This window comes from Gilliamella sp. B2785 (genome assembly GCF_026537005.1).
Classification (GTDB): domain Bacteria; phylum Pseudomonadota; class Gammaproteobacteria; order Enterobacterales; family Orbaceae; genus Gilliamella; species Gilliamella apicola_E.
This window is the reverse complement of the sequence record NZ_JAFNNC010000008.1, coordinates 105,458-130,489: the sequence shown is the minus strand read 5'-3', so window position 1 is coordinate 130,489 and position 25,032 is coordinate 105,458. Positions and strand designations below refer to the sequence as shown.

The following is a 25,032-nucleotide window of genomic DNA, read 5'->3' as shown; positions in this document are numbered from 1 at the left end:
GTTTGCTGTCTCAAGGGCTGCGTATACTACGCTACACCTTTTTATTCGTCAAGATCTTTTTTTAAAAAATTTGATCTTGTTCACCCACTTCATCATCGCCTGCTTTCGCTGACGCCGTGTCAGTGGATGCGCATTATAGGCACTTCTTTTTTTTTGGCAAGTGAAAAACAGCAATTTATTAATCGTTCGAATAAGCTTTAATCATCTAATACACTAATTCTCTGATATTTATCAAGATTATATTTAGATAATTTTTCCATCAATTTTTCAACTTGTAGGTTACATAATGTGCTTAAGACAATATTGTCTGTTGAAGATTGTGCTGTAACACTCTTTAGATCAAATCGCTCATTAAGTAATGAATAAACTCGAGAAGCGATCGCATTTCCCGAATCAATAAAAGTCGTATTAGGGAAAAGTAGTTTAAGTTCATCTTTAATAAATGGATAATGAGTACAACCAAGCACAATTGTATCAGGAATGACTGGTAGATTGAGCCATGGCTGCATTAGCATCTCAAGTTGCTGCATATCAACATCAATGCCTTGTAATTTATTCTCTGCTATATAAGCTAATTCAGATAAACCAAGTAATTTAACATTACAATCAGGAGCAAACTCTTTAATTAAATTACTTGTATATGCTCTTTGAATTGTAGCTTTCGTCGCTAATAACCCAATACATTTATTTTTAGTAATTATGCTTGCAGGTTTAATTGCAGGTACAACACCGACAATAGGAAAAGAAAACTTTGAGCGTAAACTAGGTAAACAAATAGTACTTGCGGTATTACATGCAATGACGGCTAAATCAATTGAATATGATTCTATAATTGTATCTATTATATGACTTACTCGTTTAATTAAAAATTCAGAGGATTTGTCACCATAAGGAAACATCTCATTATCAAAGGCATAGATATACCGTAAATAGGGTATTTTATTGTAAATTTCATTATAAATAGATAACCCACCGATACCCGAATCAAAAACTAATACTGTTGGAGTTTTTTTTACAATATTCATATGCAGTTAACGAAGGTTAAAAAATTAATCGAGCCATATCCTAAATTGATTAAAATTTTATGCAAGCAATTTTGTTTAAGGTAGTACTGGCTTTTTACAGAATAAATCATTAAAATAGACGTCTAGATGGTAAAACTGCCAAACATAAGTATTTCATACGATTATATTTAGAGCATTGCTCTAAATAAGTTAAAGAAGGTAACACATGTCAGAATTTTTATTTACTTCAGAATCTGTATCAGAAGGTCATCCTGATAAAATAGCCGATCAAATATCTGATGCAGTTTTAGATGCTATCTTAGAGCAAGATCCTAAAGCTCGAGTGGCTTGTGAAACTTACGTAAAGACTGGTATGGCATTAGTTGGCGGAGAAATTACAACTTCTGCTTGGGTAGATATTGAAGAATTAACTAGAAAAACGATTAATGATATTGGTTATACCAGCTCAGAAATGGGGTTTGATGCTAATTCTTGTGCTGTTCTAAATGCTATTGGTAAACAATCACCAGATATTAATCAAGGTGTTGATAGGCAGAATCCATTGGAACAAGGTGCTGGTGACCAAGGTATCATGTTTGGTTATGCTACAAACGAAATGCCTAATTTAATGCCTGCAGCAATTAGTTATGCCCATGACCTTATGCAACGCCAAGCTGAAGTGAGAAAAAATGGCACCCTCCCGTGGTTAAGACCTGATGCAAAAAGCCAAGTTACTTTAATTTATCAAAACGGAAAAATCCAAGGTGTTGATACTGTGGTTTTATCAACCCAGCATTCAGAAGGTATTGAACAAAAAGCTCTACATGAAGCCGTCATGGAAGAAATCATTAAACCAACGTTACCGGCGGAATGGCTAACTTCTAGAACGAAATATTTTATCAATCCTACAGGACGTTTTGTAATTGGTGGACCTATGGGAGATTGTGGTTTAACCGGCCGAAAAATTATTGTTGATACCTATGGCGGTGCAGCACGTCATGGTGGTGGTGCGTTTTCTGGAAAAGATCCTTCAAAAGTAGACCGTTCCGCTGCCTACGCAGCAAGATATGTTGCTAAAAATATTGTTGCAGCGGGACTTGCTGATAAATGCGAGCTACAAGTTTCTTATGCAATTGGTGTTGCTAACCCAACATCGATTTATGTCAATACTTTCGGTACTGAAAAAATTGAGCATAATAAAATTATATCTTTAATTAAAGAATTTTTTGATTTAAGACCTTACGGATTAATTCAAATGCTAGATCTCATCCAACCAATCTATCAAAAAACTGCAACTTACGGCCATTTTGGTCGAGATATATTCCCTTGGGAAAAAACAGATAAAGCAGCCATTCTTAGAGATGCAGCAGGATTATAAACGAATTCCAATTTATCTCCATAATCAAGTATTGGCTTGTTTAAGAACTCACTTAACTCAAGCCAATAATATATTAAATACTAATTATAAAGAACCCAAAGTCAGTTATAAACCTAAAGGTAGTGTTGCTGGATGCGCTTTTTTAACTCGCTGGGAAATTCAACTCAATAGCATAATGCTTAATGAGAATGGAGAAAAATTTATTAATGAAGTTGTTCCTCATGAATTAGCACATCTCATTACCTTTCAAAAATTTGGAAAAGTAAAACCTCATGGACAAGAATGGCAATATATCATGTCTGAAATAATGAAAAAGGAACCTAAAGTTACTCATAATTTTAATATTAAACTTAACGAATATGTCTATATTTGTAATTGCCAAGAACATTATTTATCACCAATACGACATAACAAAATTCGAAAGAATAAAACTAGTTATCAATGCCGTAAATGCGGTACTATACTAAAACTTAAAATATCTATTTAATTTTGAAGTAAAACATGCCTAATTTTGATACACATTTTTACAAAAGTTCCACAATTATTGTGATTTTAAGCTTTTGTTTATATATAGCAGGTAACTTTTTCATTCCATTGTATGGAAAATTGACAGTTAGCTTGGTCGAACATTTACAGTCTCTTTTCTTATTATTTATGTGCTGTTACACATATTTATATGCTAAAAAGGTCAAGAATCATGTAAATCTTTACAAATTTTGGGTTTGGACAATTTTCTGGTGGTTTATGCTTTTTGGCAGAGGAATCAGCTGGGGGCGTGACTTTTTCCCTGAGGTACCCCGTTTCTACTATAAAATAATTGCTGGTATCTTAATTGGAATACCTTTTTTAACAATATTTTTACCGACAATCCGTCAAGAGATAGTTCGCCGTTATAAATTTGAAAAAATTCCTGTCTGGCACATCTTTTTTGCATTTCTCTTTTTAGGAATTGCAGATATTGCTGAACATCATCGTATTGGTCATCAATTTTTAGTCCTAAGCAACGAAAGAAAAGATCTTATTGAAGAGTTAATGGAAATACCTTGTCTTTTAAGTCTTGCATTAATAACTTTTTATATGCAAAAAAATGAACAAGAGAGGTTAAACAAGCCATGTTAAGCTATCGTCATAGCTATCACGCTGGAAATCATGCAGATGTGTTAAAACACATTGTATTGACGTTATGTATTAATGCATTGAAAGAAAAAGAAAAGCCTTTTTTATATTTAGATACACATTCTGGCGCTGGTCGCTATTTACTACAAAGTGAACATGCTGAAAAGACTGTAGAGTTTTTATCAGGAATCAATTTAATTTGGCAACAATCTGATACGCCAGAACTACTTAACACCTATTTATCTGTTCTGAAGCGTTATAATCCTTTCGATAATTTAAAATATTATCTAGGCTCACCTTTAATTGCTAAACAATTACTAAGAGAGCAAGACAAACTTAATCTTACTGAACTTCACCCAACCGACTATTCCTTATTAAGACAAGAATTTAGTAAAGATAAGCGAGCTAAAGTATTTAAAGAAGATGGATTTGCACAACTCAAATCAAAATTACCCCCTGAATCACGACGTGGTATTATTTTGATAGATCCATCATATGAGATAAAAGATGATTATCAAAAAATCCCAAAAGCATTAATTGAAGCATATAAACGTTTTGCAACCGGGGTTTATTTAATTTGGTATCCAGTTGTCTCTAGAACTCAAACACAAAAGATGATTGAGCAAATTATTAATTCAGGTATTAAAAGAATTTCACAATTCGAATTGGCAGTAAAACCCGATAATAATCAGAAGGGAATGACAGCTTCAGGTATGATTGTGATTAATCCACCTTGGAAGTTAACTGAGCAAATGCAAACAATTATGCCTTGGTTAAAAAACATTCTTGATACAGAGAAAACAGGAAATTATCTTATCAAAGAACTTGTTAGTGAATAATTTAAGCTATTTTTAAGTTAAAAATGCGAGATTTTCTCGCATTTTTTATTAAAACTTCAAAAATCTCTATTAAGGGAAGAAATGGCAAGCAAAGAGATAAATCCATAATATTAAAGTCAAAAGTAATGAAAGAAAAACAGCCGCGGAGCCATAATCTTTTGCTCGACCAGATAATTCATGTCGCTCACTTCCAATTCTATCAACCACACATTCAATGGCACTATTAATGAGTTCAACTATCATCACAAAGCCTATTGAACCAACTAATAAAATTCGCTCATAAATAGAAAAATCAATAAGCATTACAATAATATAAGCAAGAATTAACAAAATTAATTCTTGTCGGAATGCTGCTTCATTTATGATAGCTGATTTAAATCCCTTTAATGAGTACTTCGTCGCATTGATAATACGTTGTAGTCCTGTTGCTTTTTTCACAATAACTTCCCAAATTTAAAATTATCTTACATAGCCATAATTCATCAGACGCTGGAACCTTCTTTCAAGAAGCACAGGCAACTCCAAACTACCTAATTCATCAAGATCAGATAATAATTGCTTTTTAAGTGAGGCTGCAACAGCACTATAATCTCGATGAGCGCCACCTAAAGGTTCAGGGATAACTGCATCAATAAGTTTTAGTTTTATTAATTTATCTGCAGTCATATTCATTGCTTCAGCCGCCACTGGTGCTTTATCTGCGCTCTTCCAAAGAATAGACGCACAACCTTCAGGAGAAATAACAGAATAAGTGCTATATTGGAGCATATTAACTTTATCGGCCACACCTATTGCAAGTGCTCCACCAGAACCACCTTCACCAATAACAGTACAAATTGTTGGTACATTTAAACGAGACATTTCACGTAAATTACGAGCAATCGCTTCAGCTTGTCCCCTTTCCTCTGCGCCAATACCAGGATAAGCACCTGGTGTATCAATAAAGGTAATGATAGGTAATTTAAATCGCTCAGCCATTTGCATTAATCTCAATGCTTTACGATAACCTTCAGGAGCAGGCATACCGAAATTACGATAAATTTTTTGTTTAGTTTCACGACCTTTTTGGTGACCAATAACCATAACAGGTCGGTCATCAATACGAGCTATTCCACCAACAATTGCTTTGTCATCTGCGTAAGCTCTATCACCGGCCAGCTCATCAAAGTCGGTAAAAATTTCATTAATATAGTCCAATGTATAAGGGCGATTAGGATGTCGGGCTAATTGAGCTACATCCCAAGGTGATAAATTTGAAAATATCTTCTTAGTCAACTCACGACTTTTTTGATTCAACTGTTTAATTTCTTTATCTAAATTGATATCCAATTCAACTTGTTGCGAATCAATATTCTTTAAGGAATTAATTTTTGCTTCTAATTCCGCTATCGGCTTTTCAAATTCCAAAAAATTATTCATAACGCTTATGATTGCCTCTTGTATTAATTGTATTTAGTTAAAATACATTACTAAATTTAGTATACTGACTATTTATTAAAATAAAATTAAGTCAATTTTACTATGTAATAATCATTGAAGTCACCAATATTTATTATTAATGAACATCAACATTCCAAATGGCACAGCTAGCTTTTAATAGGTTAACTGCAACCATTAAATAAAAAATCTGTTTTTTAATTAATCAAATTCAAAGTCCACTCGCTCATTTCCTAATAAAGTTTTCAACTCTATTATTAGCGCATCTTCAGGCACAATCCGCCAAGTTGTACCAAATTGAAGACGTACCACAGAATCTTCTCTATGATAATAGAGATTAATCGGGACGCTACCATGTCGATAAGGTTCTATAATTTGTTGTAATCGCTGTAAAATTGGACGGTTAACTTCAGCGTCAGATAAGGTTAAAGATAATCCTTTAACATACTTAGCCCTAGCATCCTTTAAGTCGACAATATCGCGAACCGACATCTTAAATCCGCCATTAAAATCATCATGACTAACTTGACCTGAAACGATTAAAATTTTATCTTTCACTAACAAATGACCAAACTTTTCCAATGCGTCAGAAAAAAGCAAGCCATCAATTCGTCCAGATCTATCGTCTAAAGTGAATAATCCAATCTTATTACCTTTTTTAGTTATTCGAACTCTGGCATCAACAACAATACCGGCAAATGTTGCCATTTTCCCCCATCCAGTTGGAGCCGCTTCACTTATTCTAGCTCCACCAGAATATCGATTAAGTTCTTTTAAATATTGCGTAACTGGATGGCCGGTTAAATATAAACCTAAGGCTTCTCGTTCACCTTCAAGTAATACTTGTTCGGGTAATTCAGGAACAGCAGCATAAGCATTTTCAACTTGTTCTGGCTCCTCAGCTAATACACCAAACATATCTTCTTGCCCAATGGTTTGAGCTCTAGCATACTGATCTGCTGCTTGCATGGCGTCATTGATACTATGCAAAATAGCCGCTCTATGAGGACCTAATTTATCAAAAGCTCCAGCCATAGTTAATTTCTCTAACACGCGCCGATTGATTTTCTTCATATCTGTTCGAGCACAAAGCTCAAAGATATTTTTAAAATAACCACCACTATTACGTGCTTCGACAATAGCCTCAATTGGGCCCTCACCAACGCCTTTTATTGCACCAATACCATATACAATTTCGCCTTTATCATTCACATGGAAATGATAAAGACCACTGTTAATATCAGGAGGATTTACTTGCAGCCCCATTCTTAAACACTCATCAACAAGACCCACAATTTTATCTGTATTATCCATATCAGCAGTCATTACGGCTGCCATAAATTCGGCTGGGTAATGCGTTTTCAACCATAATGTTTGATATGAAACGAGTGCATAAGCAGCTGAGTGAGATTTATTAAAACCATATCCGGCAAACTTCTCAACCAAATCAAAGATATGCATGGAAAGTTCACCATCAACACCTTGTTTCTCAGCGCCTTCTTTGAAGACCGAACGCTGTTTGGCCATCTCTTCTGGTTTTTTCTTACCCATTGCTCTTCGAAGCAAATCGGCGCCACCAAGTGTATAACCAGATAGCGTCTGAGCAATCTGCATAACTTGTTCTTGATATAGGATGATACCATAGGTCGGCTCTAAAATTGGTTTAAGTGATTCATGCTGATGATTTATATCAGGATATGATACTTCCTCCCGACCATGTTTACGGTCAATAAAATTATCTACCATGCCTGATTGCAACGGACCCGGTCGAAATAGCGCAACTAAAGCGATCATATCTTCAAAACAGTCAGGTTTTAAACGTCTGATCAAGTCTTTCATTCCGCGCGATTCCAGTTGGAATACAGCTGTTGTCTCAGCTTTTAATAATAATTGGAACGATTCTTCATCATCAAGTGGTATGCGAGTAATATCAACTTGTGGTTTTCCATCTTTTAATCGGCGCTCATTAATCATTTTAATAGCCCAATCAATAATGGTTAAGGTCCGTAACCCTAAAAAGTCAAATTTGACAAGCCCTGCGTATTCAACGTCATTTTTATCAAATTGTGTTACTGGGTGATGACCTTCGGGATCGCAATAAATAGGAGAAAAATCGGTAATCTTTGTCGGAGATATTACTACACCACCGGCATGTTTACCTGCATTTCGAGTTACCCCTTCTAATTGTCTGGCAATATCAATGAGAGACTTAACTTCTTCATTGTTATCATAAAGCTCTTGAAGTTGAGGCTCAACTTCAAATGCTTTAGCTAATGTCATACCCGGATCAAGTGGAATTAATTTTGAAATACGATCAACAAATCCATAAGGATGACCAAGAACTCGTCCTACATCGCGAATAACTGCTTTAGCAGCCATTGTACCAAATGTAATAATTTGAGATACTGCATCGCGACCATACATATCAGCAACGTGATCAATAACCATATCACGCTTTTCCATACAAAAATCAACATCGAAATCCGGCATTGAAACCCGTTCTGGATTTAGAAAACGTTCAAAAAGTAGGTCAAATGCTAATGGATCTAAATCAGTTATCTTTAGAGCATAAGCAACTAAAGAACCGGCTCCTGAACCACGTCCTGGGCCAACAGGAATATCATTATCTTTTGACCATTGAATAAACTCCATGACGATCAAAAAGTACCCAGGAAAGCCCATTTGGTTTATTACGTTCAATTCAGTTTCTAACCGCTCATCATACTCAGGACGTCGCTGTTTTCGAACTTCTGGATCAGGAAAAAGAAACTCAAGCCGCTCTTCTAAACCTTCACGTGATTTATGCACCAAAAAATCTTCGGTTGACATATCACCCGTAGGAAACTGTGGTAAAAAATATTCGCCGAGTCGAATAGTCACATTACATCGTTTAGCTATTTCAACACTATTTTCCAATGCCTCTGGAATATCGGAAAACAATTTGCACATTTCTTGTTCCGATCGTAAGTATTGCTCGGATGAATAGTTTTTCGGCCTACTTGGATCTTCAAGTGTATTACCATCGTGGATAGCTACTCGAATTTCATGCGCTTCAAAATCAGAAGATGATAAGAAGCGCACATCATTAGTCGCCACAACCGGTAAGGAATATTGTTCAGCGAGTTTAATTGCGCTATGAATAAATAACTCTTCATTGGCGCGATTTGTACGGACTAATTCAAAATAGAAATGTTGATTAAAATTTTCTAAATAGTAAGTGATCGCCTCATCAATAATCGCTTGATTATCGCGAATAACACCAATACCAATATCACTTTCACGACCAGCGAATATGATTAAACCTTCTCGATGGATAGTTAGCCATTCTTGATCAACAACAGGCATATCACCAATATAGCCTCGTTGATAAGCTTTTGAAATTAATAAGGTAAGATTTTGATAGCCTGTATTATTAGCGGCTAATATTGTTAATCGATAAATATCATCACTTAGCTGTGAACTTTTAATTGCTAAGTCAGCACCAATAATGGGTTTAATGCCTTTTCCCATGGCTGATCCATAGAACTTAACTAGTCCACAGAGATTGGTAAAATCAGTAATTGCAAAAGCAGGCATTTGCAATTTACTTACTTCATTGACTAAAGCACCAACTTTAGCGATACCATCAACCATTGAAAAATCGCTATGCAAATGAAGATGAATAAACTTAGGTTCGGTCATATTTACCAAAAGTAATTACACAAAAAATTAGCCACAATTATAGCACAAACCAGACGAATATTCTTATTGCTTTATTCATCAAAAAATCGACTAATAAAACAATAAATAAAACTTCCGTTATAAAGAACGGAAGTTAATCAAATTAGTCTTAAAAATTATAAAAAGTTATTTGCGCCGTAAACCTTCAGCATTAGCTGCTTTTATCGCAGCAAATACTGTTTCTGGAGAAATTTCTGCAGGAGAATTATGAATTGATTCACCTTCAGCGCAAGCTAAAATTGCCACTTGCATCAAATCATCATCGCTAACATTAGCTAATCCAATTTCTGCTAGCGTAGTTGGCAATCCAACTGACTCACAAAAATGATAAACAGTCTCGATCATTTCAGGATCGCTATCGATTAGCATTAACATAGCAAGCGTACCAAATGCTACTTTTTCACCATGCCAATAATTATGCGTTGCTTCTAATGCTGTAAATCCATTATGAATGGCATGGGCAGCTGAAAGCCCACCGCTTTCAAACCCCAATCCGGAAAGAAGTGTATTAGCTTCAATTACATGTTCTAGGGCTGGAGTTACGACTTTTTGTTCACAAGAATTTTTAGCCTGAACACCATAGTTAAGTAATATTTCAAAACAAAATTTTGCTAACGCAAATGCAGTCATTGGACCTGGTCTTCCAGTCATATTCCCAGCTTTTGATTGTCTACAATCTTCGGCCTCAAACCATGTTGCTAAAGCATCTCCCATACCGGCAACTAAAAATCTTACAGGAGCATTAGCGATAACTTTTGAATCAACTAATACTACATCAGGATTTCTAGGTAACACAAAATATCTTTTAAATTCACCAGTTGGCGTATAAATTACTGATAAAGCACTACAAGGCGCATCTGTAGAGGCAAGCGTAGGAACCACAACACAAGGGTAGTTAATAGTTGCGGCAACCGCTTTCGCTGTATCAATAACCTTCCCCCCACCTATACCCACAATCACATCAATATTTTGAGATTTAGCTAACTCAATTATCCTTGCAATCTCTTCATCGCTACATTCTCGATTAAAAATATCTACGATACTTTCAATATTACCTGATAGTGATTTTTCGATAGTTTTAGATAAATTTTTATGTGCAGACGGACTTTCAAGTAATAATGCTTTTTTTCCAAGCCTTGCTAACTCTTGGCCTAGGCTATTTTCAATTGCATTAAAACCTTGAATGTAACGATTTGGAAAAAGTGCAGTAGTAATCATAATAACAGCTCCTAAAAAATAAAAAATCCTGCATAGATAAATCTTATTATTTTAAGAAATATTTCTATCTATATTATTAGATTAAAACATACGCTTTTATTATTAATATACTACTAAATATTTTAAAAAATGAGGTGTATGCCACATTTTTTATTGTGAAATGTATTATTGAAAAATGAAAAAAGGAAATAGTTGCTTCCCATCACCAAATCGTGATGGGAAAAATGGAGATTAAATCTTCTTGAATAAGACTGAACCGTTAGTACCACCAAAGCCAAATGAATTACAAAGTGCATATTCTAAGTTTTTCACTTGACGAGCTGTGTGTGGAACATAATCAAGATCACATCCCTCATCAGGATTATCTAAATTAATTGTTGGAGGAACAGCCTGATCGCGTAATGCAAGTACAGTAAAAATAGACTCAACCGCACCAGCTGCACCTAATAAGTGCCCAATCATTGATTTAGTTGAACTTACCATTACTTTGTTGGCATTTTCTTTAAAAATGCTTTTAACTGCTTGAGTCTCAGCTTTGTCACCAGCAGGAGTTGATGTACCATGAGCATTAATATAACCAATATGTTCAGGTGTTATTCCTGCATCACGAATCGCACATTTCATAGCTAATGCCGCTCCGCTTCCATCCGCTGGAGGTGAAGTCATATGATAAGCATCACCACTCATACCAAAACCAACTACTTCAGCATAAATCTTAGCACCACGCTTTTTAGCATGTTCATATTCTTCTAGGAACATGATACCTGCACCGTCACCAAGCACAAAACCATCACGATCTTTATCCCATGGTCGACTTGCAGCTTTTGGGTTGTCATTATTAGTTGACAATGCACGCGCAGCCCCAAAACCACCTATACCAAGAGGAGTACTCGCTTTTTCACCACCACCAGCTAACATCGCATCGGCATCACCATATGCAATCATACGCGCTGCATGACCAATATTATGTACGCCAGAAGAACAAGCGGTAGCAATAGTAATACTTGGACCTTTTAATCCGTAAATAATTGATAAGTGACCAGCGATCATATTTACTATAGTTGATGGTACAAAGAAAGGACTAATTTTACGTGGTCCACCATTAACTAATGCACTATGATTTTCTTCAATTAATCCTAGTCCACCAATACCTGAACCGATAGCACAACCGATTCGCTCTGCATTTTCTTCCGTAATTTCAATACCCGCATCTTGCATTGCTTGCATACCTGCTGCAATACCGTATTGGATGAAATAATCCATTTTACGAGCATCTTTACGTGAAATATTATAATCTTCGCCATCAAAGTTTTTAACCATCGCTGCGAAGCGCGTTGCAAAAGGGGCTGTATCAAAGTGTTCTATAAGTTCTACACCACTTTGACCTGCTAATAAAGCTTGCCAAGTAGAATCAACTGTATTACCTACTGGAGATATCATGCCCATTCCAGTAACAACAACTCTGCGTTTAGACACATTGTCCTCCAGAAAAGGATTGAAATGAAATTTGAATCATTGAAAATTTTTTTATGAGTTTTCAAAATTAAATTGGAATCCACTCTATAAAAATAGAGATATAAATACAAACTAGGCGATCATTTGACCGCCTATTATGAAAACTCTGCTAACCTTATTGATTTGCAGTAATATAATCAATTGCTGATTGTACAGTTGTAATTTTTTCAGCTTCTTCATCAGGAATTTCAGTATCAAATTCTTCTTCTAAAGCCATAACTAATTCAACTGTATCAAGAGAGTCAGCGCCAAGATCTTCAACGAAAGAAGATTCATTTTTAACTTCATCCTCTTTAACACCAAGTTGCTCAACAATAATTTTCTTAACTCGCTCTTCAATAGTGCTCATACTCTTTTTTTTCCTATAAATATCGCCGAAAGTGGCGGTGAATGTAAGTTTATAAAATGTTGAAAAAGATGCCAATCATTTTTCAACCCAATTGCTTATTTTTTGTTCAAAACGTGAAATTATTGACTCATTTTACACTATTCTGATCAATTACACCATATACATGCCGCCATTGACATGTAAAGTTTCACCCGTAATATAAGATGCCTCATCAGAAGCAAGAAACGCGACTGCATTAGCAATTTCAGCGGGTTCACCTAAACGCCCTGCTGGCACTTGTGCTAATGTTAACGCCTTTTGTTCATCAGTCAATGCTTCTGTCATATCAGTTGCAATGAACCCTGGTGCTACCACATTAACCGTAATACCTCGAGATGCAACTTCACGAGCTAATGATTTACTAAACCCAATCAATCCAGCTTTTGCAGCCGCATAGTTAGCTTGGCCTGCATTACCCATAGTACCAACAACAGATCCTATAGTAATAATTCTACCATAACGTTTTTTCATCATAGTACGCATTAATGCTTTTGATAAGCGGAATACAGACGTTAAATTAGTATCTAAAATATCTTGCCACTCATCTTCTTTCATTCTCATTAATAAATTATCACGAGTGATACCTGCATTATTAACGAGAATATCAATATCACCAAATTCCGTTTTAATTGTATTAATAACTGATTCAATAGATCCTTCATCGGTCACATTTAGTGCTAAACCTTTACCTTTAGTGCCTAAATATTCACTTATGGCTTGAGCACCTTTTTCGGTTGTTGCAGTTCCAATAACGGTTGCGCCACAAGCAACTAATTTTTCTGCAATTGCCTTCCCGATCCCACGGCTTGCGCCAGTAACTAAAGCAATCTTTCCTGATAGGTTCATAACTACCCCTTTTACCTTCTATTTAGTATTTTCTATCGCAACATCTAATGATGCTTTATCATTAACAGCATAAGCCGATAATGAATCAACGATTCGTTTAGTTAAACCAGTTAAAACTTTGCCTGGTCCGATTTCAACTAACATTGTTACACCTTGTTTTGCCATATCCTCTACTGTTTCAGTCCAACGAACAGGGCTATATAGCTGAGCGATTAATGCTGTTTTGATTTTGTCTGCTGATGTTTCAACTTTAACATCAACATTATTAATTACTGCAAATTTAGGAGCATTGAATGTGATATTATTTAATGCTACCGCTAATTTATCTGCGGCTGGTTTCATCAAAGCACAATGTGAAGGCACGCTAACTGCCAGTGGTAATGCTCGTTTAGCACCAGCCTCTTTACACAGAGCACCTGCTCGTTCAACCGCTTCTTTATTACCCGCAATAACAACTTGACCCGGTGAATTAAAATTAACAGGTGCAACAACTTGGCCTTGAGCTGCTTCGTCACAAGCTTTACGGATCGAATCGTTATCTAAACCAATGATAGCAAACATTGCCCCTGTACCACTTGGTACAGCTTCTTGCATTAGTTTTCCACGTAGCTCAACTAATTTAATTGCATCTTTAAAATCAATTACGCCAGCACATACCAATGCTGAGTATTCGCCTAAACTATGGCCTGCCATAAATTCTGGTTGAGCGCCATTAATACTTTGCCAAACACGGTAAATAGCAACAGATGAAGCAAGTAATGCTGGTTGAGTTTGCCAAGTTTTATTTAATTCCTCAGCAGGACCATCTTGCACTAAAGCCCATAAATCATAACCTAACACTTGTGAAGCTTCATCAAAAGTTGACTTCACAATTGGATAGTTTTCTGCAAGATCTTTTAACATACCTACAGCTTGTGAGCCTTGTCCTGGAAATACCATTGCAAATTTGGTCATTTTGAAATCCTTGATTACTTAAAATAAGTTATAAATTAAAATTTAACGAGTGCAGAGCCCCAAACGAAACCACCGCCGAAAGCTTCTAACAATATTAACTGCCCTCGTTTAATACGGCCATCTCGCACACCTGCATCTAAAGCACAAGGTACCGATGCAGCAGAAGTATTACCTTGTTTATCAAGCGTCACAATAACCTTACTCATATCCATATCAAGACGTTTAGCCGTAGCTGAAATAATTCGTAAATTAGCTTGATGAGGAACTAACCAATCTAAATCTGATTTATTAAATGCATTCTCGGATAATAGCTCATCGACTAAATTTGAAAGTTCTTTGACTGCAATTTTAAATACTTCATTGCCATGCATTGTCATATAAACTGGATCATTAAGTGAACGACGATCGACATATGGATATTTTAACAATTCACCATAACGACCATCAGCATGAAGATGAGAAGCAATAATTCCTGGTTCTTGTGAAGCACCCACTACAACAGCTCCTGCACCATCACCAAAAATAATAATTGTCCCGCGATCACTTGGATCAACACCACGAGTTAACATATCTGAGCCAACCACTAAGGCATATTTAATTGCACCACTCTTCACATATTTATCCGCAATATCAAGCGCATAAATAAATCCTGAACAAGCAGCTGATACATCAAATGCAATTACATCACCCAGATCCAATTTGGCCTGTAATTCAGTAGCTGAACTTGGAAAAGCATTAACCGATGTTGCTGTTGCAACAATAATCAAACCAATCTCTTGTTTATCGATTTTCGCCATTTCAATCGCATTAATCGCCGCTTCATAAGCCATACTAGTAACGGTTTCATCGGGTGCAGCAATGCGTCTTTCTTTAATACCAGTACGGGTAGTTATCCATTCATCACTAGTATCGACCATCTTTTCAAGATCGGCATTGGTTCTTATTTGTTTTGGAAGATAGCTTCCTGTTCCTAATATCTTTGTATACATCTAATTATTCGCTCTTAGGTAGTGCAGAAGAAAGACTATTGGCAATCTTCTCAGGTATATTCGTTTCGATAGCTAAAATAGCTTGCTCAATTGCTGCAAAAAATGATTTTTGATTGGCACTACCGTGACTTTTAATCACAATACTTTGAAGTCCAAGTAAACAGGCACCATTATATCGTCCAGGATCTAAATAACCAAAATTTTTTACTATTTTTCGTTGAAGCCATTTACTCAAAAATTTCATAATTAATGAGTTTTGCCCTAATAGCATTTTAAATGATGACATGAAAATTTTGATTAATCCTTCTACTGTTTTGAGCGTCACATTACCAACAAAACCATCACAAACAAGCACATCAGTTTTACCGGTCAACAGCTCATTGCCTTCTAAATAACCGATATAATTAATTTGATCATTGGCTTTCAAAATAGACGCCGCGGCACGAATTTTATCTAGCCCCTTAATATCTTCTTCACCAATATTAAGCAGAGCAACGCGCGGATTTTTAATATGAAGGACTGATTTTGCTAGTATTTCGCCCATTATGGCAAACTGCACTAGCATATCACTATCGCATTCTGCATTAGCACCTAAATCAAGCACAACAGTATTTTGGTTATTTAACGCAGGAATGGTGGCAACTAATGCCGGGCGATCGATACCAGTTAAAGAATGCAACAACAGCTTAGATAGCCCCATCAACGCACCAGTATTACCGGAACTGACACAAGCCTGAGCCTTACTACTTTTCACTAACTCTAATGCAATCCTCATTGAGGAACCTTGGCTATGCCTAATTGCATATGATGGTTTCATATCGTTAGCGATGATCGCAGTAGATTCAGTTAACATCAAACGACCATTTTCTTGATATTGAGTAACCAGCTTTGCATTTTCTTTAGACAAAAAAAAGCCAACTTCCTTTAAATCACCGACAAGAAAGATAGAAAGGTTTGGATAATGGTGTAATGCTTGAATTGCAGCAGGAACAACAATACGAGGACCGAAGTCCCCGCTCATAGCATCTAACGCAATGGTTAGATTATCCAAAATGTCACCTGAAGATTTCTAGTTACTAAATAATTATTTAGAAATCACTTTACGACCGCGATAATAACCATCAGCGGTTACGTGATGACGTAAATGTGTTTTACCTGATTCATCAACTGAGATATTAGCAACAGTTAATGCATCATGAGAACGACGCATACCACGTTTTGCACGAGTTTTACGATTCTGTTGAACAGCCATGGATTTACCCCTTATTCTTTAAACTAACTAAAATTGCAAATGGATTTGGTTTTTCATTCTCCGCTGGAATTTCACCAAATACCATATCTGCCTCTGACACTTCGCAGTGTTTACTATCATGCACCGGCGCAATTGGTAATGAGAGAATAATTTCGTCCTCAATTAACGCTAATATATCTACTTCACCAAACTCGTTAACTAAAACGGGTTCATAATGTTCCGGTAATGCCTCTGCTTGAGCATCGCTCTTAACAGGGCTGAATTTATTCATCACATGGACTTCAGTGATAAAAGGTTTAAAACAACGCTGACAAATCAACTCAAGCGTCATTTTTGCATCAATGGTGATAACGCAAAGTCTTTGTTCATCATAATCAAAAGATAGATGACATTCGATATCACTTTTTGGACTTTCAATCCTCGTTGCACTTTTTGCTGGATAATATCCAACATAATCAAGTCTTTTTTGTGCTGCTTTGATTGGGTCAATTGTTAATGGTAATTTATTTTGCATAAGATATGCATGTCTACCTTAAAAATTATTAAGTGCAGCTAAAAACCACACAAAGCCATAAGGCGCGCATATTACCTTTAAATCACTGTTTCGTCAATGGGTAAGCACAAGATAATTTGTTTTCATTATTAATTATTCCTTTAATATTTATCATTTTTATTTCCTGACATTAGTATTAGAAAAAAAAGTTGAGGAGCGGGGTTTTTTAATATCCAAAATCGTTATTTATTTGATCATTGAAATTCTATTCACTTAATAGAAATCGCTTTCCCAATTTCAAATTTAAAGCAAATTAATTATGATAGCCGCCCAAAACTATCTTTTACTATGGCTTGAAAATCATCGAAATTTCGACTATTTAGTAACCGCTTAGTTGATCTTTCTTTAACAAAATTAACCACTAAATTATAGATTCGCATCGCATCTTCATATTCATCTTTACTGATTGCTAATAAGAAAATAACATGCGCAATCTCATTTTTATTCCATTCAATACCTTGAGGAGCCAAAATAGTTGTTACCACTGTCTTTTTAGCCAACAACCCTACTGAATGGGGAATAGCAATATTTTCACCAATTAAGGTTGATACAATATTCTCTCGCTCCACCACCGATGGATGAAAATCTGATCCAACATATCCTGATTTCTCAATGCGCTGACAAATTATCTGAAACAGTTCATTTTGTGTCATTGGCTTATCAATAATTAGGAAAAACTTTTCATTAAAAAAGCGCTCAATAATATATGGCATTGTGCGATCTACCATAGACAATCGCCCTAATTGTTCAAGTTGATAAGGTGTTGGAAATGGCGCTATTTTTACTATTTGCTTATCTTTTTCGGTCAAGCGAACGGTAGAGACAACAAAATCTTCCTTAATATGAGTTAACTGCTCGTATTCTCGATAAGAAAGCGTTCGTTTAATTAAAATATGAGGGAAATCTCGTTTAATCTTTGATTCAATCATACGCAAGGTGGCATTACCTAATTCACTAACGAGTAAAATTTGCACTAATCTTTCATATCCAGCACTATAGTTACGCTCTAATGCGACGCCTATATGAATTGCTAAATAACTAATTTCATCTTCAGTCATTTTAACATCAGTAAATTTATGAATATTCGCTAATGCCGATAAAGTAATATCATAGGCAAAAGGGTAATATTGCTTAATTTCATGTAGTAATGGATTGGATGTATGAATTTTATATTTGATCCGAGATAGCATCGACGAAATATGGATTAACATATCTTGGCGAAGTTTCATGTCATCTTTCAAATTATAGTGATAAGAATCATTGATATAAGACAATATATGTTCAAATAACTCTAGGCTTTTAGCTTGATTAGGTGATTGCATAATAGTGCGCGACATAATCTGCACACATAAATAATTAAATTCAGCATCTGAAAGTGCACTGCCTAAAAAATAAGAAAAGCCTTCAGAGACCTCTCGTGCAGCTCCAATTACTGTAGAATCAATATGATCCACTTGATAGTCCAATAATTCATGACCTTGCGTAATTCTAGTTATCGAGACTGCACAACAATAGAGCAAATACCCTTGCCCTTCCGAAGTTAATTTCAATTCAAAACGTTCAAACTGGTCTTGTAATAGGCTTTCAAGATACTCTAAATCAATATCAGGCAATATTGCCTGTATTAAACGATTAACATTGATAGTATCGCCCGTTATATGGTGTTGCCATAAAATATCAGTTAAACAAGCTCGGATAGCTGATTCCTCTCCGACTAATCGCATACCAGAATAAGGACGATTATCGAGCGATAAATGGTATTTGTCTAAATACTGCTTAACTTCAATAACATCATTTTGCAATGTATTACGGCTTAAAAACCATTCACCAGCAATATCATCCAATTTTACAGATTTAGATTGTGTTAAAAATGCAATAAGTAAGGCGGAAACACGTTCTTTATTAGTGCGAGGAACCCGTTCAATTTGCTGAACGATGGGTATTGTTGCATAAAGGTTAGAATCAACTATTACAAGGCGATAACCAATATTTTTAATATAATCAACCTGCGCACCATAAGTTTGTAACACATCATTTAAAGCAGAAATATCCGAACGAATAGTTCTTATCGATACTGAAAAACGATTTGCTAGCTCTTTTTGAGGTAGCAATTCATTTTTTATCGTATCAAAAATATAAGCTAATCGTTGATAAGGGAATAGCAATTTAGATGCCATTACTCATCCTGCTAATTTTTGCGTAATAGCTAAAAGTTGTTTAACATCTTCAGTTCTTGTCGCACCAGTTTCTTTATCAATAATTGACGTATAAATATGTGGAATCACTTTTTTTACACCTGCATCTAAAGCAATTTTCAAAATGGCTTCATAATTGTCTAAATCTATTCCCCCTGTAGGTTCTAGATAAAAATCATATTCAGCACAGCATTTAGCTACATATTCATATTCATCTACATGTTTTAAACCACCCATAGGAAAATATTTTATAGAGCTCCCTCCCATATCTTTTAATAACGCAATAGCGGTTTCAACAGGTACGATTGCAGCGGGTGATTTTGAACTTAATGGTCCGGTTGCGATATTAACCAAGCCCACTTTACCTGTTGGTGACACAAGTCCATTGATCACGGTTTCTTTTTGCCCTAATAAAGCGCGACTAGTTCCTACTCCAGTAAAAACTTGATTGACATGTTGAGGCTGAAGAACAGCTGATATTTCCGACACCATGTTAGATTGATTTGGATCTCCCGCGCCAAGACCAACTGAAATTGCATTATCAATGGCTAAAGCATATTTTTTCATATCAGTGATTGCTTGATCATTATCTGGATAGTTTTTTGATAAGACGCCAACAACAACATAAGTTTGAGCGGCTTCATAAATAGCACGCGCATTATCAATTGAATTGGCTAGTACATTCAAACAGACACGGTCATTAAAATAATTTGGTGTTAATTGCATTATTTTACTCCTTGGATAATTTTTTTAATTTTGTTATAGATAATATCAAGCTGTTCGGCAGTGACACTGCGAACATCTGCATCTACTTTGCCTTCATTGGCCTTATATTCCCTAAAATAGACTGCAACTTCACCTTGCTTCATCAGCTCAATCATTTCAATTGCTGTTTTACCAATAACTTTTGAATCAAATGATATTTCGGCTCGAGCAATATCGCGCCCTGCACCATCCCAAACAACTTTTGCTGATATGCCATCAATTGAATTTAATTTTTCAATAAATGGTGTCATTTTAGAAACCATTTCTTGTCCAGTTTCTTGTTTTGGATCATTAATATATAATTCAATAGCCTTTGTTAAACCTAAAATACCTTCTTTCCCCACTTTCATTGGTCTTCCAATACCTTGGGACTGAAGTTTAAGCCACTCAATTGCTTGATGACGACCAATGACTAATCCACTAGTCGGCCCTTCAATAGCTTTTGCACCACTATAGATAACTAAATCCGCACCTTGTTGATAATAGGCTTGTAAATCCTCTTCTGCAGCGGCATCAACAATTAATGGAATATTATATTTTTTGGCAATCGTGGCGGTTTGAGCTACGGATAACATACTTTTTTGCACGCAATGGTGTGATTTAACATATAAAATAGCTGCAGTATCAGGATTAATTAGTGATTCAATATGCTCTGGTTTACACTCATTCGCATACCCCGCCTCAACGACAATCCCACCACCTAAAGACACCATCGTACCGATAGGAGCACCAAAATTAACGTTATGTCCTTTGGGAACGATAATTTCACGAGGTACATATTTATCTGAACTATGGAGATTAAATAGCAGATCACGATCATCTTTAACAATTAAACCCGCGACAGCTTGCGCAATTCCAGCAGAAGCACATGACACAACTACAGCATTTTCTACATTAAGTAATTTAGCAATGTATTGGCCTGTTTTATCAACAAGATCTTTTATTTCAAAATATTCATTTAAGCCATGAGATACGGTATCTACCACTTCTGCTCTAGGGGTTGATACACCTAAAATAGTCATTCGCCCGGAAGCATTAATCACTTTTTTCAAATGGTATTTACTGTATATTTCTTTTTCAGTTTGAGATTCTGAGCTCATTTTTACTACCTTCTTGTATTATTTCAATAATATTATTAACGATAGAAGCCAAAGGAACAAACTGCTCATGACATTCACGCACATCACCTTCTGAATCAGTAAACAAAACAGTCTGCTTTCTTACATCAAAAATAGTCAAATCAGCATCATAGCCAATTGCTATTTCTCCTTTGTTTTTTAAATGCAATATTTGTGCCGCATTTTTCGTCACACTATCTATAATTCTAGTTTTGCTATAACCTAAACAAATAAATTTACTCATGACATTAGCCAAGCTAAATACTGGGCCTTGTAAGCGATTTTTAGAATAAATATCAGAACTGATAGTGTTAGGATAAACATCTAAACATTTAGCGCGCTCGGCAACAGCAAAACTAAAACTTTCACCGCCATGACCAATATCTAAAATGACGCCACGCTCAATAGCGCGTTTAATTGAATCTCGCAGATTATTTTGTTTATCGAATATTTGATTTGGTTTACCATTAAAACAGTGAGTAATAATGTCGCCTTTAGTTAATAAATCTGCAATTTCATCAAGTTCAGGAGGATTATTACCAACATGAATCATCAGTGGTAAACCAGTCTTTTTCTGCATCTCTTTCGCTTTGATTAATGGTAAAATACCATTGTCACCAACAACGCTACGGCTCATCCTAACTTTTATTCCAATAATAAAATGAGGATATTTAGCGAGTGATTTGTCAAATAACGCAGCATCAACATCTTGCATATCAGCAAGCTCATTTTGCCTTATTAAGCCAATTTTTGAGATATTTAAAAAAGAATAAACATGAGTTTTAGCTTGCATAGCTAAATCATAAAACTCATCAATATCTAGGGCACCAACACTGCCGGCGTCAACAACTGTCGTCACCCCAGCCTTAACACCAATTAGATCGGGTTCATCATGATATATAGGTGAGCGTGCAAAGCAGTGAGTGTGAGAATCGATCCAACCAGCACTGATATAGTGTTGACTTTTTAGATCCAACACCCGTTCAGATGGGGCTGTTATATCCTTGCCAATTTCAACAATTTTGCCATGGTTAATAGCGATATCAGTTACTGAATCATTAATAAGTTTGGCATTTTTTATAATTAAGTCATACATAATTTAATCCAACCCCTCCACCATGTTATAAATAGAGGGGAACATGACGTTATATAATTGGGAAGATACCACCAAAGATCATGGCACCCAAGATTGCACCACCAGTAATAGGTTTTTTCCACACATAAAATAGTAGTGCACCAAGCAGTGAACCTATACCGATTGGAATAGAAGCAACCATAGCTGATAAAATAATCATTGGACCAAGAAATCTACCTGAAGCATTCCCCGCGCCCATCATGACATCAGCCCCAAAGGTTGAGCCACCGCCACTGTTAACGGTAAATTTACGTATCAGGATGATAATTAAGCCTATTGCTAAACCGAGAATTAAACCTGTTACTAATGCCACAAAAAAATTCTCAATTGGCAATGTATAGCCACCAGCTAATAACAGCGCAGGTACCCCTAAACCAATACCGGTTTGTAGTGCACCGCCGATATCAAGGATACCAACTAGCGATCCTTCAATAACACGTGCAAATAAAAAGCTCGCCCCAAAAGCTGCTACAGCGCCATAGTCGCCCGTTGTCATTCCTGATTTAAGCATTGCAACAAAGGCAATTTCATTAAAAGCGCCAATACCATATACATAGAAAGTATGCGTCCCAGCAAAAATACCAGCAGAAAGTAATCCACAAAGAATAGGGAAAGACCAATCTGCATACCAAAAACTTTTATTAATGGTTGTTTGAGTATTCATAATGTGTTGTTCCCTATATTATTTAAACCAATAAGACAAACCATCTCGAAATGAATTTATCATCTTCATATCAAAACCACGGAAATATCCGCTCATGACAAATAAGATGATTACTGCAACAAGCATGATTTTCATTACCCGATTCCAACCACTGTCATCTACACCTTTGCCAATCAAGATTCCCAGAACTAATCCTGGCACTGCATTACCCATAATTAATTGGGCAAGGCCACCAAACAATGTCCCCCAAAAACCACTTCTTCGACCAGCATCTAAGGCAGCTAACCAGAAAATAACTGGCATCACTGTAGCCACAAGCAAATTCGCAGCTGGAACTAGGACTTTTGTTGCCGTAATTTTTAATGAATCAGGAATAACTGATGTCGTTGTATTTAAAAATAACACAACAATCACACCGATAAATGCGCAAGCAAACGCCATTTTCTTAGGATCATGTAGCGTTTGAGCTAAATTTCGGTTCTTTATCATCAATAATGCAGCGCCCCAGTTTGGGATAATACGATGATCAACATCTTGCGTGAATGAACCCGCAGCAACTGATGAAGCCCATGCATTAAAAAAGAATCCTAAACCAAATGAAAAGTGAGCAGCTGGATCACCCTCACATGAATTGAGCTCACCTAGGGTACGAAATGCCCCCATACCTTGATAGGTTGGAGCATGAAACATTCGAGCGGCACCCGCTCCTACTCCAAATCCACACAGTCCACCAATTACAATAGACTTTAACGCTATAATTAGAATTTCCATGACTTTCCTTTTACGTTATTTAGAGATAAATTTAATATCGCTTAGATCGATAAACGTAACATTTACTGATACATCAAGAGTGATGTCATAAAATGCTTTTTTTCTAGGTAAAAAGATAAATAAAAAACGTTCTGTAGTTATCTTTTCTGTAGCAGAAACAACACTAATATCTAGGGGTTCAATTCGTAACATTACATTATTCGTATTTTTAAGCACCTGTTTCTGCACTTGGCTTAAGGCTATGGCAAATGCACGCTGCTTTGAATCCCCTTGCCCGGTTACTCTTACTTGTATCTGCTCAGTTTTTTTCATATTTCAAACCTATTTAAGAACGAGGGTATTTTTTTAAAAATGCTTGGGCGATACGCTGACCAAGCTCTACCGTATCCATAAAACCAAAACCAAGCACTTTACAACCATCATTAATGGCAGTTTCACCTTCTTCAATCGAACGCATACCATGTCGTTGTGAATAACCATACTTATTTTGGGCTGTTATCGCACCCGCGCCACCACTTCCACAAAACGAAAGCCCTAAATCCGCATTTTCTTGATTCATCACATCACCTAATTTCATATCGGCGGCCATACCTGGTATAACAATTGCGCGACATCCATCAATAGAATTGATTCCTTCTGCAATTTTTTGTCCTTTTCCCATTCTATCGCCGATTACGATGACTACTTCAGCCATAATTGTTCTCCTATTAATTATCGTTTTTTATATCTAGTAACTTGTTTAGTTGGCCATGGCCACCTCATAATGAACAGCCAATAAATAAACCTCTTCCATTGGAAGATTATTGAATAGTTCTACTGTTTTACGCGAAAGAGCTAAAGCTTGCTCTGATAATTCATCAAATATAGTGGGATCGACTTCGGGGAGTTTTTCTAAAGTTTTTGCTCTTTCTACCATCGCTTTAACATGTGATAACAGCATCGCTTTTTGCACATCATTTTGAGTGATTTGATGCTCAGCTAACCAATGATTAATGATTTTTATCGTTTGCTCAGTAACAACTTCGGGATCTAAATCATCTTCGACCATTCGGAATTGTGGCATAGTCATTATTATTCTCTTGTTTATTTATAAGATGACTTAGCCTAAATGAAATAACAATCAATGTGGAGAGAGACTTTTTCCTATTGCAAAAGGAAATTTATTGTCATGATGA

The 25,032-nt window shown here is 35.9% G+C and carries 27 protein-coding genes; 5 read left to right on the top strand and 22 right to left on the bottom strand.

The genetic code is table 11. The features are described from left to right. The coding region (locus J3U24_RS10190) for a hypothetical protein (protein ID WP_267337631.1) at positions 1 to 201 on the top strand (201 nt) is incomplete at its 5' end. Here the strand turns inward: J3U24_RS10190 and murI are convergent. Next, positions 198 to 1,025, bottom strand: coding sequence for a glutamate racemase (gene murI, locus J3U24_RS10185; RefSeq protein WP_267337632.1), 828 nt, complete (start codon positions 1,023 to 1,025; stop codon positions 198 to 200). The genes J3U24_RS10190 and murI overlap by 4 nt on opposite strands. A 205-nt stretch (positions 1,026 to 1,230) precedes the next feature. On the opposite strand from murI, the gene metK reads away from it, so the two are divergent. From metK to J3U24_RS10165, 4 genes are read left to right on the top strand one after another with little or no spacing between them, the layout of a single operon-like run. Continuing rightward, positions 1,231 to 2,382, top strand: a complete 1,152-nt coding sequence (metK, locus tag J3U24_RS10180) for a methionine adenosyltransferase (RefSeq protein WP_267331127.1) — start codon at positions 1,231 to 1,233, stop codon at positions 2,380 to 2,382. Further along, the gene (locus J3U24_RS10175) at positions 2,366 to 2,869 is read left to right on the top strand and encodes a SprT family zinc-dependent metalloprotease (protein WP_267337633.1); all 504 of its coding nucleotides are present in this window, start codon (positions 2,366 to 2,368) and stop codon (positions 2,867 to 2,869) included. The genes metK and J3U24_RS10175 overlap by 17 nt, the downstream gene beginning before the upstream one ends. 14 nt (positions 2,870 to 2,883) lie before the next feature. After that, positions 2,884 to 3,501 (top strand): hypothetical protein, encoded by a 618-nt coding sequence (locus tag J3U24_RS10170; RefSeq protein WP_267337634.1) that lies wholly within the window; start codon positions 2,884 to 2,886, stop codon positions 3,499 to 3,501. Beyond that, on the top strand, positions 3,495 to 4,337 hold the full coding sequence (locus J3U24_RS10165) for a 23S rRNA (adenine(2030)-N(6))-methyltransferase RlmJ (RefSeq protein WP_267337635.1): 843 nt from the start codon (positions 3,495 to 3,497) through the stop codon (positions 4,335 to 4,337). The genes J3U24_RS10170 and J3U24_RS10165 overlap by 7 nt, the downstream gene beginning before the upstream one ends. A gap of 69 nt (positions 4,338 to 4,406) precedes the next feature. Here the strand turns inward: J3U24_RS10165 and J3U24_RS10160 are convergent, their stop codons facing one another. From J3U24_RS10160 to J3U24_RS10060, 21 genes are all read right to left on the bottom strand, one after another. After that, positions 4,407 to 4,778, bottom strand: a complete 372-nt coding sequence (locus J3U24_RS10160; RefSeq protein WP_220226188.1) for a diacylglycerol kinase — start codon at positions 4,776 to 4,778, stop codon at positions 4,407 to 4,409. Positions 4,779 to 4,796: 18 nt separating this feature from the next. Next, positions 4,797 to 5,756, bottom strand: coding sequence for an acetyl-CoA carboxylase carboxyl transferase subunit alpha (gene accA, locus J3U24_RS10155; RefSeq protein WP_065561842.1), 960 nt, complete (start codon positions 5,754 to 5,756; stop codon positions 4,797 to 4,799). 219 nt (positions 5,757 to 5,975) lie between these two features. Next, the gene (gene dnaE, locus J3U24_RS10150; protein WP_267337636.1) at positions 5,976 to 9,455 is read right to left on the bottom strand and encodes a DNA polymerase III subunit alpha; all 3,480 of its coding nucleotides are present in this window, start codon (positions 9,453 to 9,455) and stop codon (positions 5,976 to 5,978) included. A gap of 165 nt (positions 9,456 to 9,620) precedes the next feature. Next, a complete protein-coding gene (locus J3U24_RS10145; RefSeq protein WP_065735197.1) occupies positions 9,621 to 10,712 on the bottom strand; it encodes a glycerol dehydrogenase in 1,092 nt (363 codons plus the stop codon). A 231-nt stretch (positions 10,713 to 10,943) separates the two neighbouring features. After that, on the bottom strand, positions 10,944 to 12,188 hold the full coding sequence (gene fabF / locus J3U24_RS10140; protein ID WP_065561839.1) for a beta-ketoacyl-ACP synthase II: 1,245 nt from the start codon (positions 12,186 to 12,188) through the stop codon (positions 10,944 to 10,946). Positions 12,189 to 12,342: 154 nt separating this feature from the next. Beyond that, positions 12,343 to 12,576, bottom strand: a complete 234-nt coding sequence (acpP, locus tag J3U24_RS10135) for an acyl carrier protein (protein WP_025316503.1) — start codon at positions 12,574 to 12,576, stop codon at positions 12,343 to 12,345. A 150-nt stretch (positions 12,577 to 12,726) separates the two neighbouring features. Then, positions 12,727 to 13,461: a 3-oxoacyl-ACP reductase FabG gene (gene fabG / locus J3U24_RS10130; RefSeq protein ID WP_065561837.1), complete on the bottom strand. Its 735-nt coding sequence runs from the start codon at positions 13,459 to 13,461 to the stop codon at positions 12,727 to 12,729. A gap of 18 nt (positions 13,462 to 13,479) precedes the next feature. Continuing rightward, positions 13,480 to 14,415, bottom strand: coding sequence for an ACP S-malonyltransferase (gene fabD, locus J3U24_RS10125; protein WP_065735198.1), 936 nt, complete (start codon positions 14,413 to 14,415; stop codon positions 13,480 to 13,482). 35 nt (positions 14,416 to 14,450) lie between these two features. Next, on the bottom strand, positions 14,451 to 15,404 hold the full coding sequence (locus J3U24_RS10120) for a beta-ketoacyl-ACP synthase III (RefSeq protein ID WP_065561835.1): 954 nt from the start codon (positions 15,402 to 15,404) through the stop codon (positions 14,451 to 14,453). Positions 15,405 to 15,408: 4 nt separating this feature from the next. Then, positions 15,409 to 16,455 (bottom strand): phosphate acyltransferase PlsX, encoded by a 1,047-nt coding sequence (plsX, locus tag J3U24_RS10115; protein ID WP_081303428.1) that lies wholly within the window; start codon positions 16,453 to 16,455, stop codon positions 15,409 to 15,411. A gap of 33 nt (positions 16,456 to 16,488) precedes the next feature. Beyond that, entirely contained in the window at positions 16,489 to 16,656 is a 168-nt protein-coding gene (gene rpmF, locus J3U24_RS10110; RefSeq protein WP_025316508.1) for a 50S ribosomal protein L32, read from the bottom strand. Positions 16,657 to 16,660: 4 nt separating this feature from the next. Beyond that, on the bottom strand, positions 16,661 to 17,170 hold the full coding sequence (gene yceD / locus J3U24_RS10105; RefSeq protein ID WP_065561834.1) for a 23S rRNA accumulation protein YceD: 510 nt from the start codon (positions 17,168 to 17,170) through the stop codon (positions 16,661 to 16,663). A 296-nt stretch (positions 17,171 to 17,466) separates the two neighbouring features. Then, positions 17,467 to 19,386 carry a BglG family transcription antiterminator gene (locus J3U24_RS10100; RefSeq protein ID WP_267337637.1) on the bottom strand — a complete coding sequence of 640 codons (1,920 nt, stop codon included), beginning with the start codon at positions 19,384 to 19,386 and terminating at the stop codon, positions 17,467 to 17,469. Positions 19,387 to 19,389: 3 nt separating this feature from the next. After that, on the bottom strand, positions 19,390 to 20,130 hold the full coding sequence (dagF, locus tag J3U24_RS10095) for a 2-dehydro-3-deoxy-phosphogluconate aldolase (RefSeq protein ID WP_267337638.1): 741 nt from the start codon (positions 20,128 to 20,130) through the stop codon (positions 19,390 to 19,392). Then, positions 20,130 to 21,269: a DgaE family pyridoxal phosphate-dependent ammonia lyase gene (locus J3U24_RS10090; RefSeq protein ID WP_267337640.1), complete on the bottom strand. Its 1,140-nt coding sequence runs from the start codon at positions 21,267 to 21,269 to the stop codon at positions 20,130 to 20,132. Before J3U24_RS10090 ends, dagF begins: the two co-directional genes overlap by 1 nt. Continuing rightward, a complete protein-coding gene (locus J3U24_RS10085; RefSeq protein ID WP_267337642.1) occupies positions 21,247 to 22,383 on the bottom strand; it encodes an amidohydrolase/deacetylase family metallohydrolase in 1,137 nt (378 codons plus the stop codon). The genes J3U24_RS10090 and J3U24_RS10085 overlap by 23 nt, the downstream gene beginning before the upstream one ends. Positions 22,384 to 22,432: 49 nt before the next feature. After that, entirely contained in the window at positions 22,433 to 23,086 is a 654-nt protein-coding gene (locus tag J3U24_RS10080; protein ID WP_065561829.1) for a DUF4310 family protein, read from the bottom strand. Between the two features lie 18 nt (positions 23,087 to 23,104). Next, positions 23,105 to 23,857: a DUF4311 domain-containing protein gene (locus J3U24_RS10075; RefSeq protein WP_065735203.1), complete on the bottom strand. Its 753-nt coding sequence runs from the start codon at positions 23,855 to 23,857 to the stop codon at positions 23,105 to 23,107. Between the two features lie 15 nt (positions 23,858 to 23,872). Next, the gene (locus tag J3U24_RS10070) at positions 23,873 to 24,169 is read right to left on the bottom strand and encodes a DUF4312 family protein (protein ID WP_065561827.1); all 297 of its coding nucleotides are present in this window, start codon (positions 24,167 to 24,169) and stop codon (positions 23,873 to 23,875) included. A 13-nt stretch (positions 24,170 to 24,182) separates the two neighbouring features. Continuing rightward, positions 24,183 to 24,551: an SFCGS family glycine-rich protein gene (locus J3U24_RS10065; protein WP_065561826.1), complete on the bottom strand. Its 369-nt coding sequence runs from the start codon at positions 24,549 to 24,551 to the stop codon at positions 24,183 to 24,185. A gap of 45 nt (positions 24,552 to 24,596) precedes the next feature. Then, positions 24,597 to 24,926, bottom strand: a complete 330-nt coding sequence (locus J3U24_RS10060) for a PRD domain-containing protein (protein WP_065561825.1) — start codon at positions 24,924 to 24,926, stop codon at positions 24,597 to 24,599. Positions 24,927 to 25,032: the final 106 nt, after the last annotated feature.

Coding starts and splice junctions, on each gene's coding strand:
- J3U24_RS10070 (WP_065561827.1), bottom strand. CDS start 24,169: ATGAAAAAAACTGAGCAGATACAAGTAAGAGTAACCGGGCAAGGGGAT.
- metK (WP_267331127.1), top strand. CDS start 1,231: ATGTCAGAATTTTTATTTACTTCAGAATCTGTATCAGAAGGTCATCCT.
- J3U24_RS10090 (WP_267337640.1), bottom strand. CDS start 21,269: ATGAGCTCAGAATCTCAAACTGAAAAAGAAATATACAGTAAATACCAT.
- dagF (WP_267337638.1), bottom strand. CDS start 20,130: ATGCAATTAACACCAAATTATTTTAATGACCGTGTCTGTTTGAATGTA.
- J3U24_RS10170 (WP_267337634.1), top strand. CDS start 2,884: ATGCCTAATTTTGATACACATTTTTACAAAAGTTCCACAATTATTGTG.
- J3U24_RS10145 (WP_065735197.1), bottom strand. CDS start 10,712: ATGATTACTACTGCACTTTTTCCAAATCGTTACATTCAAGGTTTTAAT.
- J3U24_RS10075 (WP_065735203.1), bottom strand. CDS start 23,857: ATGGAAATTCTAATTATAGCGTTAAAGTCTATTGTAATTGGTGGACTG.
- yceD (WP_065561834.1), bottom strand. CDS start 17,170: ATGCAAAATAAATTACCATTAACAATTGACCCAATCAAAGCAGCACAA.
- dnaE (WP_267337636.1), bottom strand. CDS start 9,455: ATGACCGAACCTAAGTTTATTCATCTTCATTTGCATAGCGATTTTTCA.
- J3U24_RS10060 (WP_065561825.1), bottom strand. CDS start 24,926: ATGACTATGCCACAATTCCGAATGGTCGAAGATGATTTAGATCCCGAA.
- accA (WP_065561842.1), bottom strand. CDS start 5,756: ATGAATAATTTTTTGGAATTTGAAAAGCCGATAGCGGAATTAGAAGCA.
- J3U24_RS10120 (WP_065561835.1), bottom strand. CDS start 15,404: ATGTATACAAAGATATTAGGAACAGGAAGCTATCTTCCAAAACAAATA.
- acpP (WP_025316503.1), bottom strand. CDS start 12,576: ATGAGCACTATTGAAGAGCGAGTTAAGAAAATTATTGTTGAGCAACTT.
- J3U24_RS10080 (WP_065561829.1), bottom strand. CDS start 23,086: ATGAATACTCAAACAACCATTAATAAAAGTTTTTGGTATGCAGATTGG.
- fabD (WP_065735198.1), bottom strand. CDS start 14,415: ATGACCAAATTTGCAATGGTATTTCCAGGACAAGGCTCACAAGCTGTA.
- J3U24_RS10065 (WP_065561826.1), bottom strand. CDS start 24,551: ATGGCTGAAGTAGTCATCGTAATCGGCGATAGAATGGGAAAAGGACAA.
- J3U24_RS10085 (WP_267337642.1), bottom strand. CDS start 22,383: ATGTATGACTTAATTATAAAAAATGCCAAACTTATTAATGATTCAGTA.
- rpmF (WP_025316508.1), bottom strand. CDS start 16,656: ATGGCTGTTCAACAGAATCGTAAAACTCGTGCAAAACGTGGTATGCGT.
- J3U24_RS10100 (WP_267337637.1), bottom strand. CDS start 19,386: ATGGCATCTAAATTGCTATTCCCTTATCAACGATTAGCTTATATTTTT.
- J3U24_RS10175 (WP_267337633.1), top strand. CDS start 2,366: ATGCAGCAGGATTATAAACGAATTCCAATTTATCTCCATAATCAAGTA.
- fabG (WP_065561837.1), bottom strand. CDS start 13,461: ATGAACCTATCAGGAAAGATTGCTTTAGTTACTGGCGCAAGCCGTGGG.
- murI (WP_267337632.1), bottom strand. CDS start 1,025: ATGAATATTGTAAAAAAAACTCCAACAGTATTAGTTTTTGATTCGGGT.
- J3U24_RS10165 (WP_267337635.1), top strand. CDS start 3,495: ATGTTAAGCTATCGTCATAGCTATCACGCTGGAAATCATGCAGATGTG.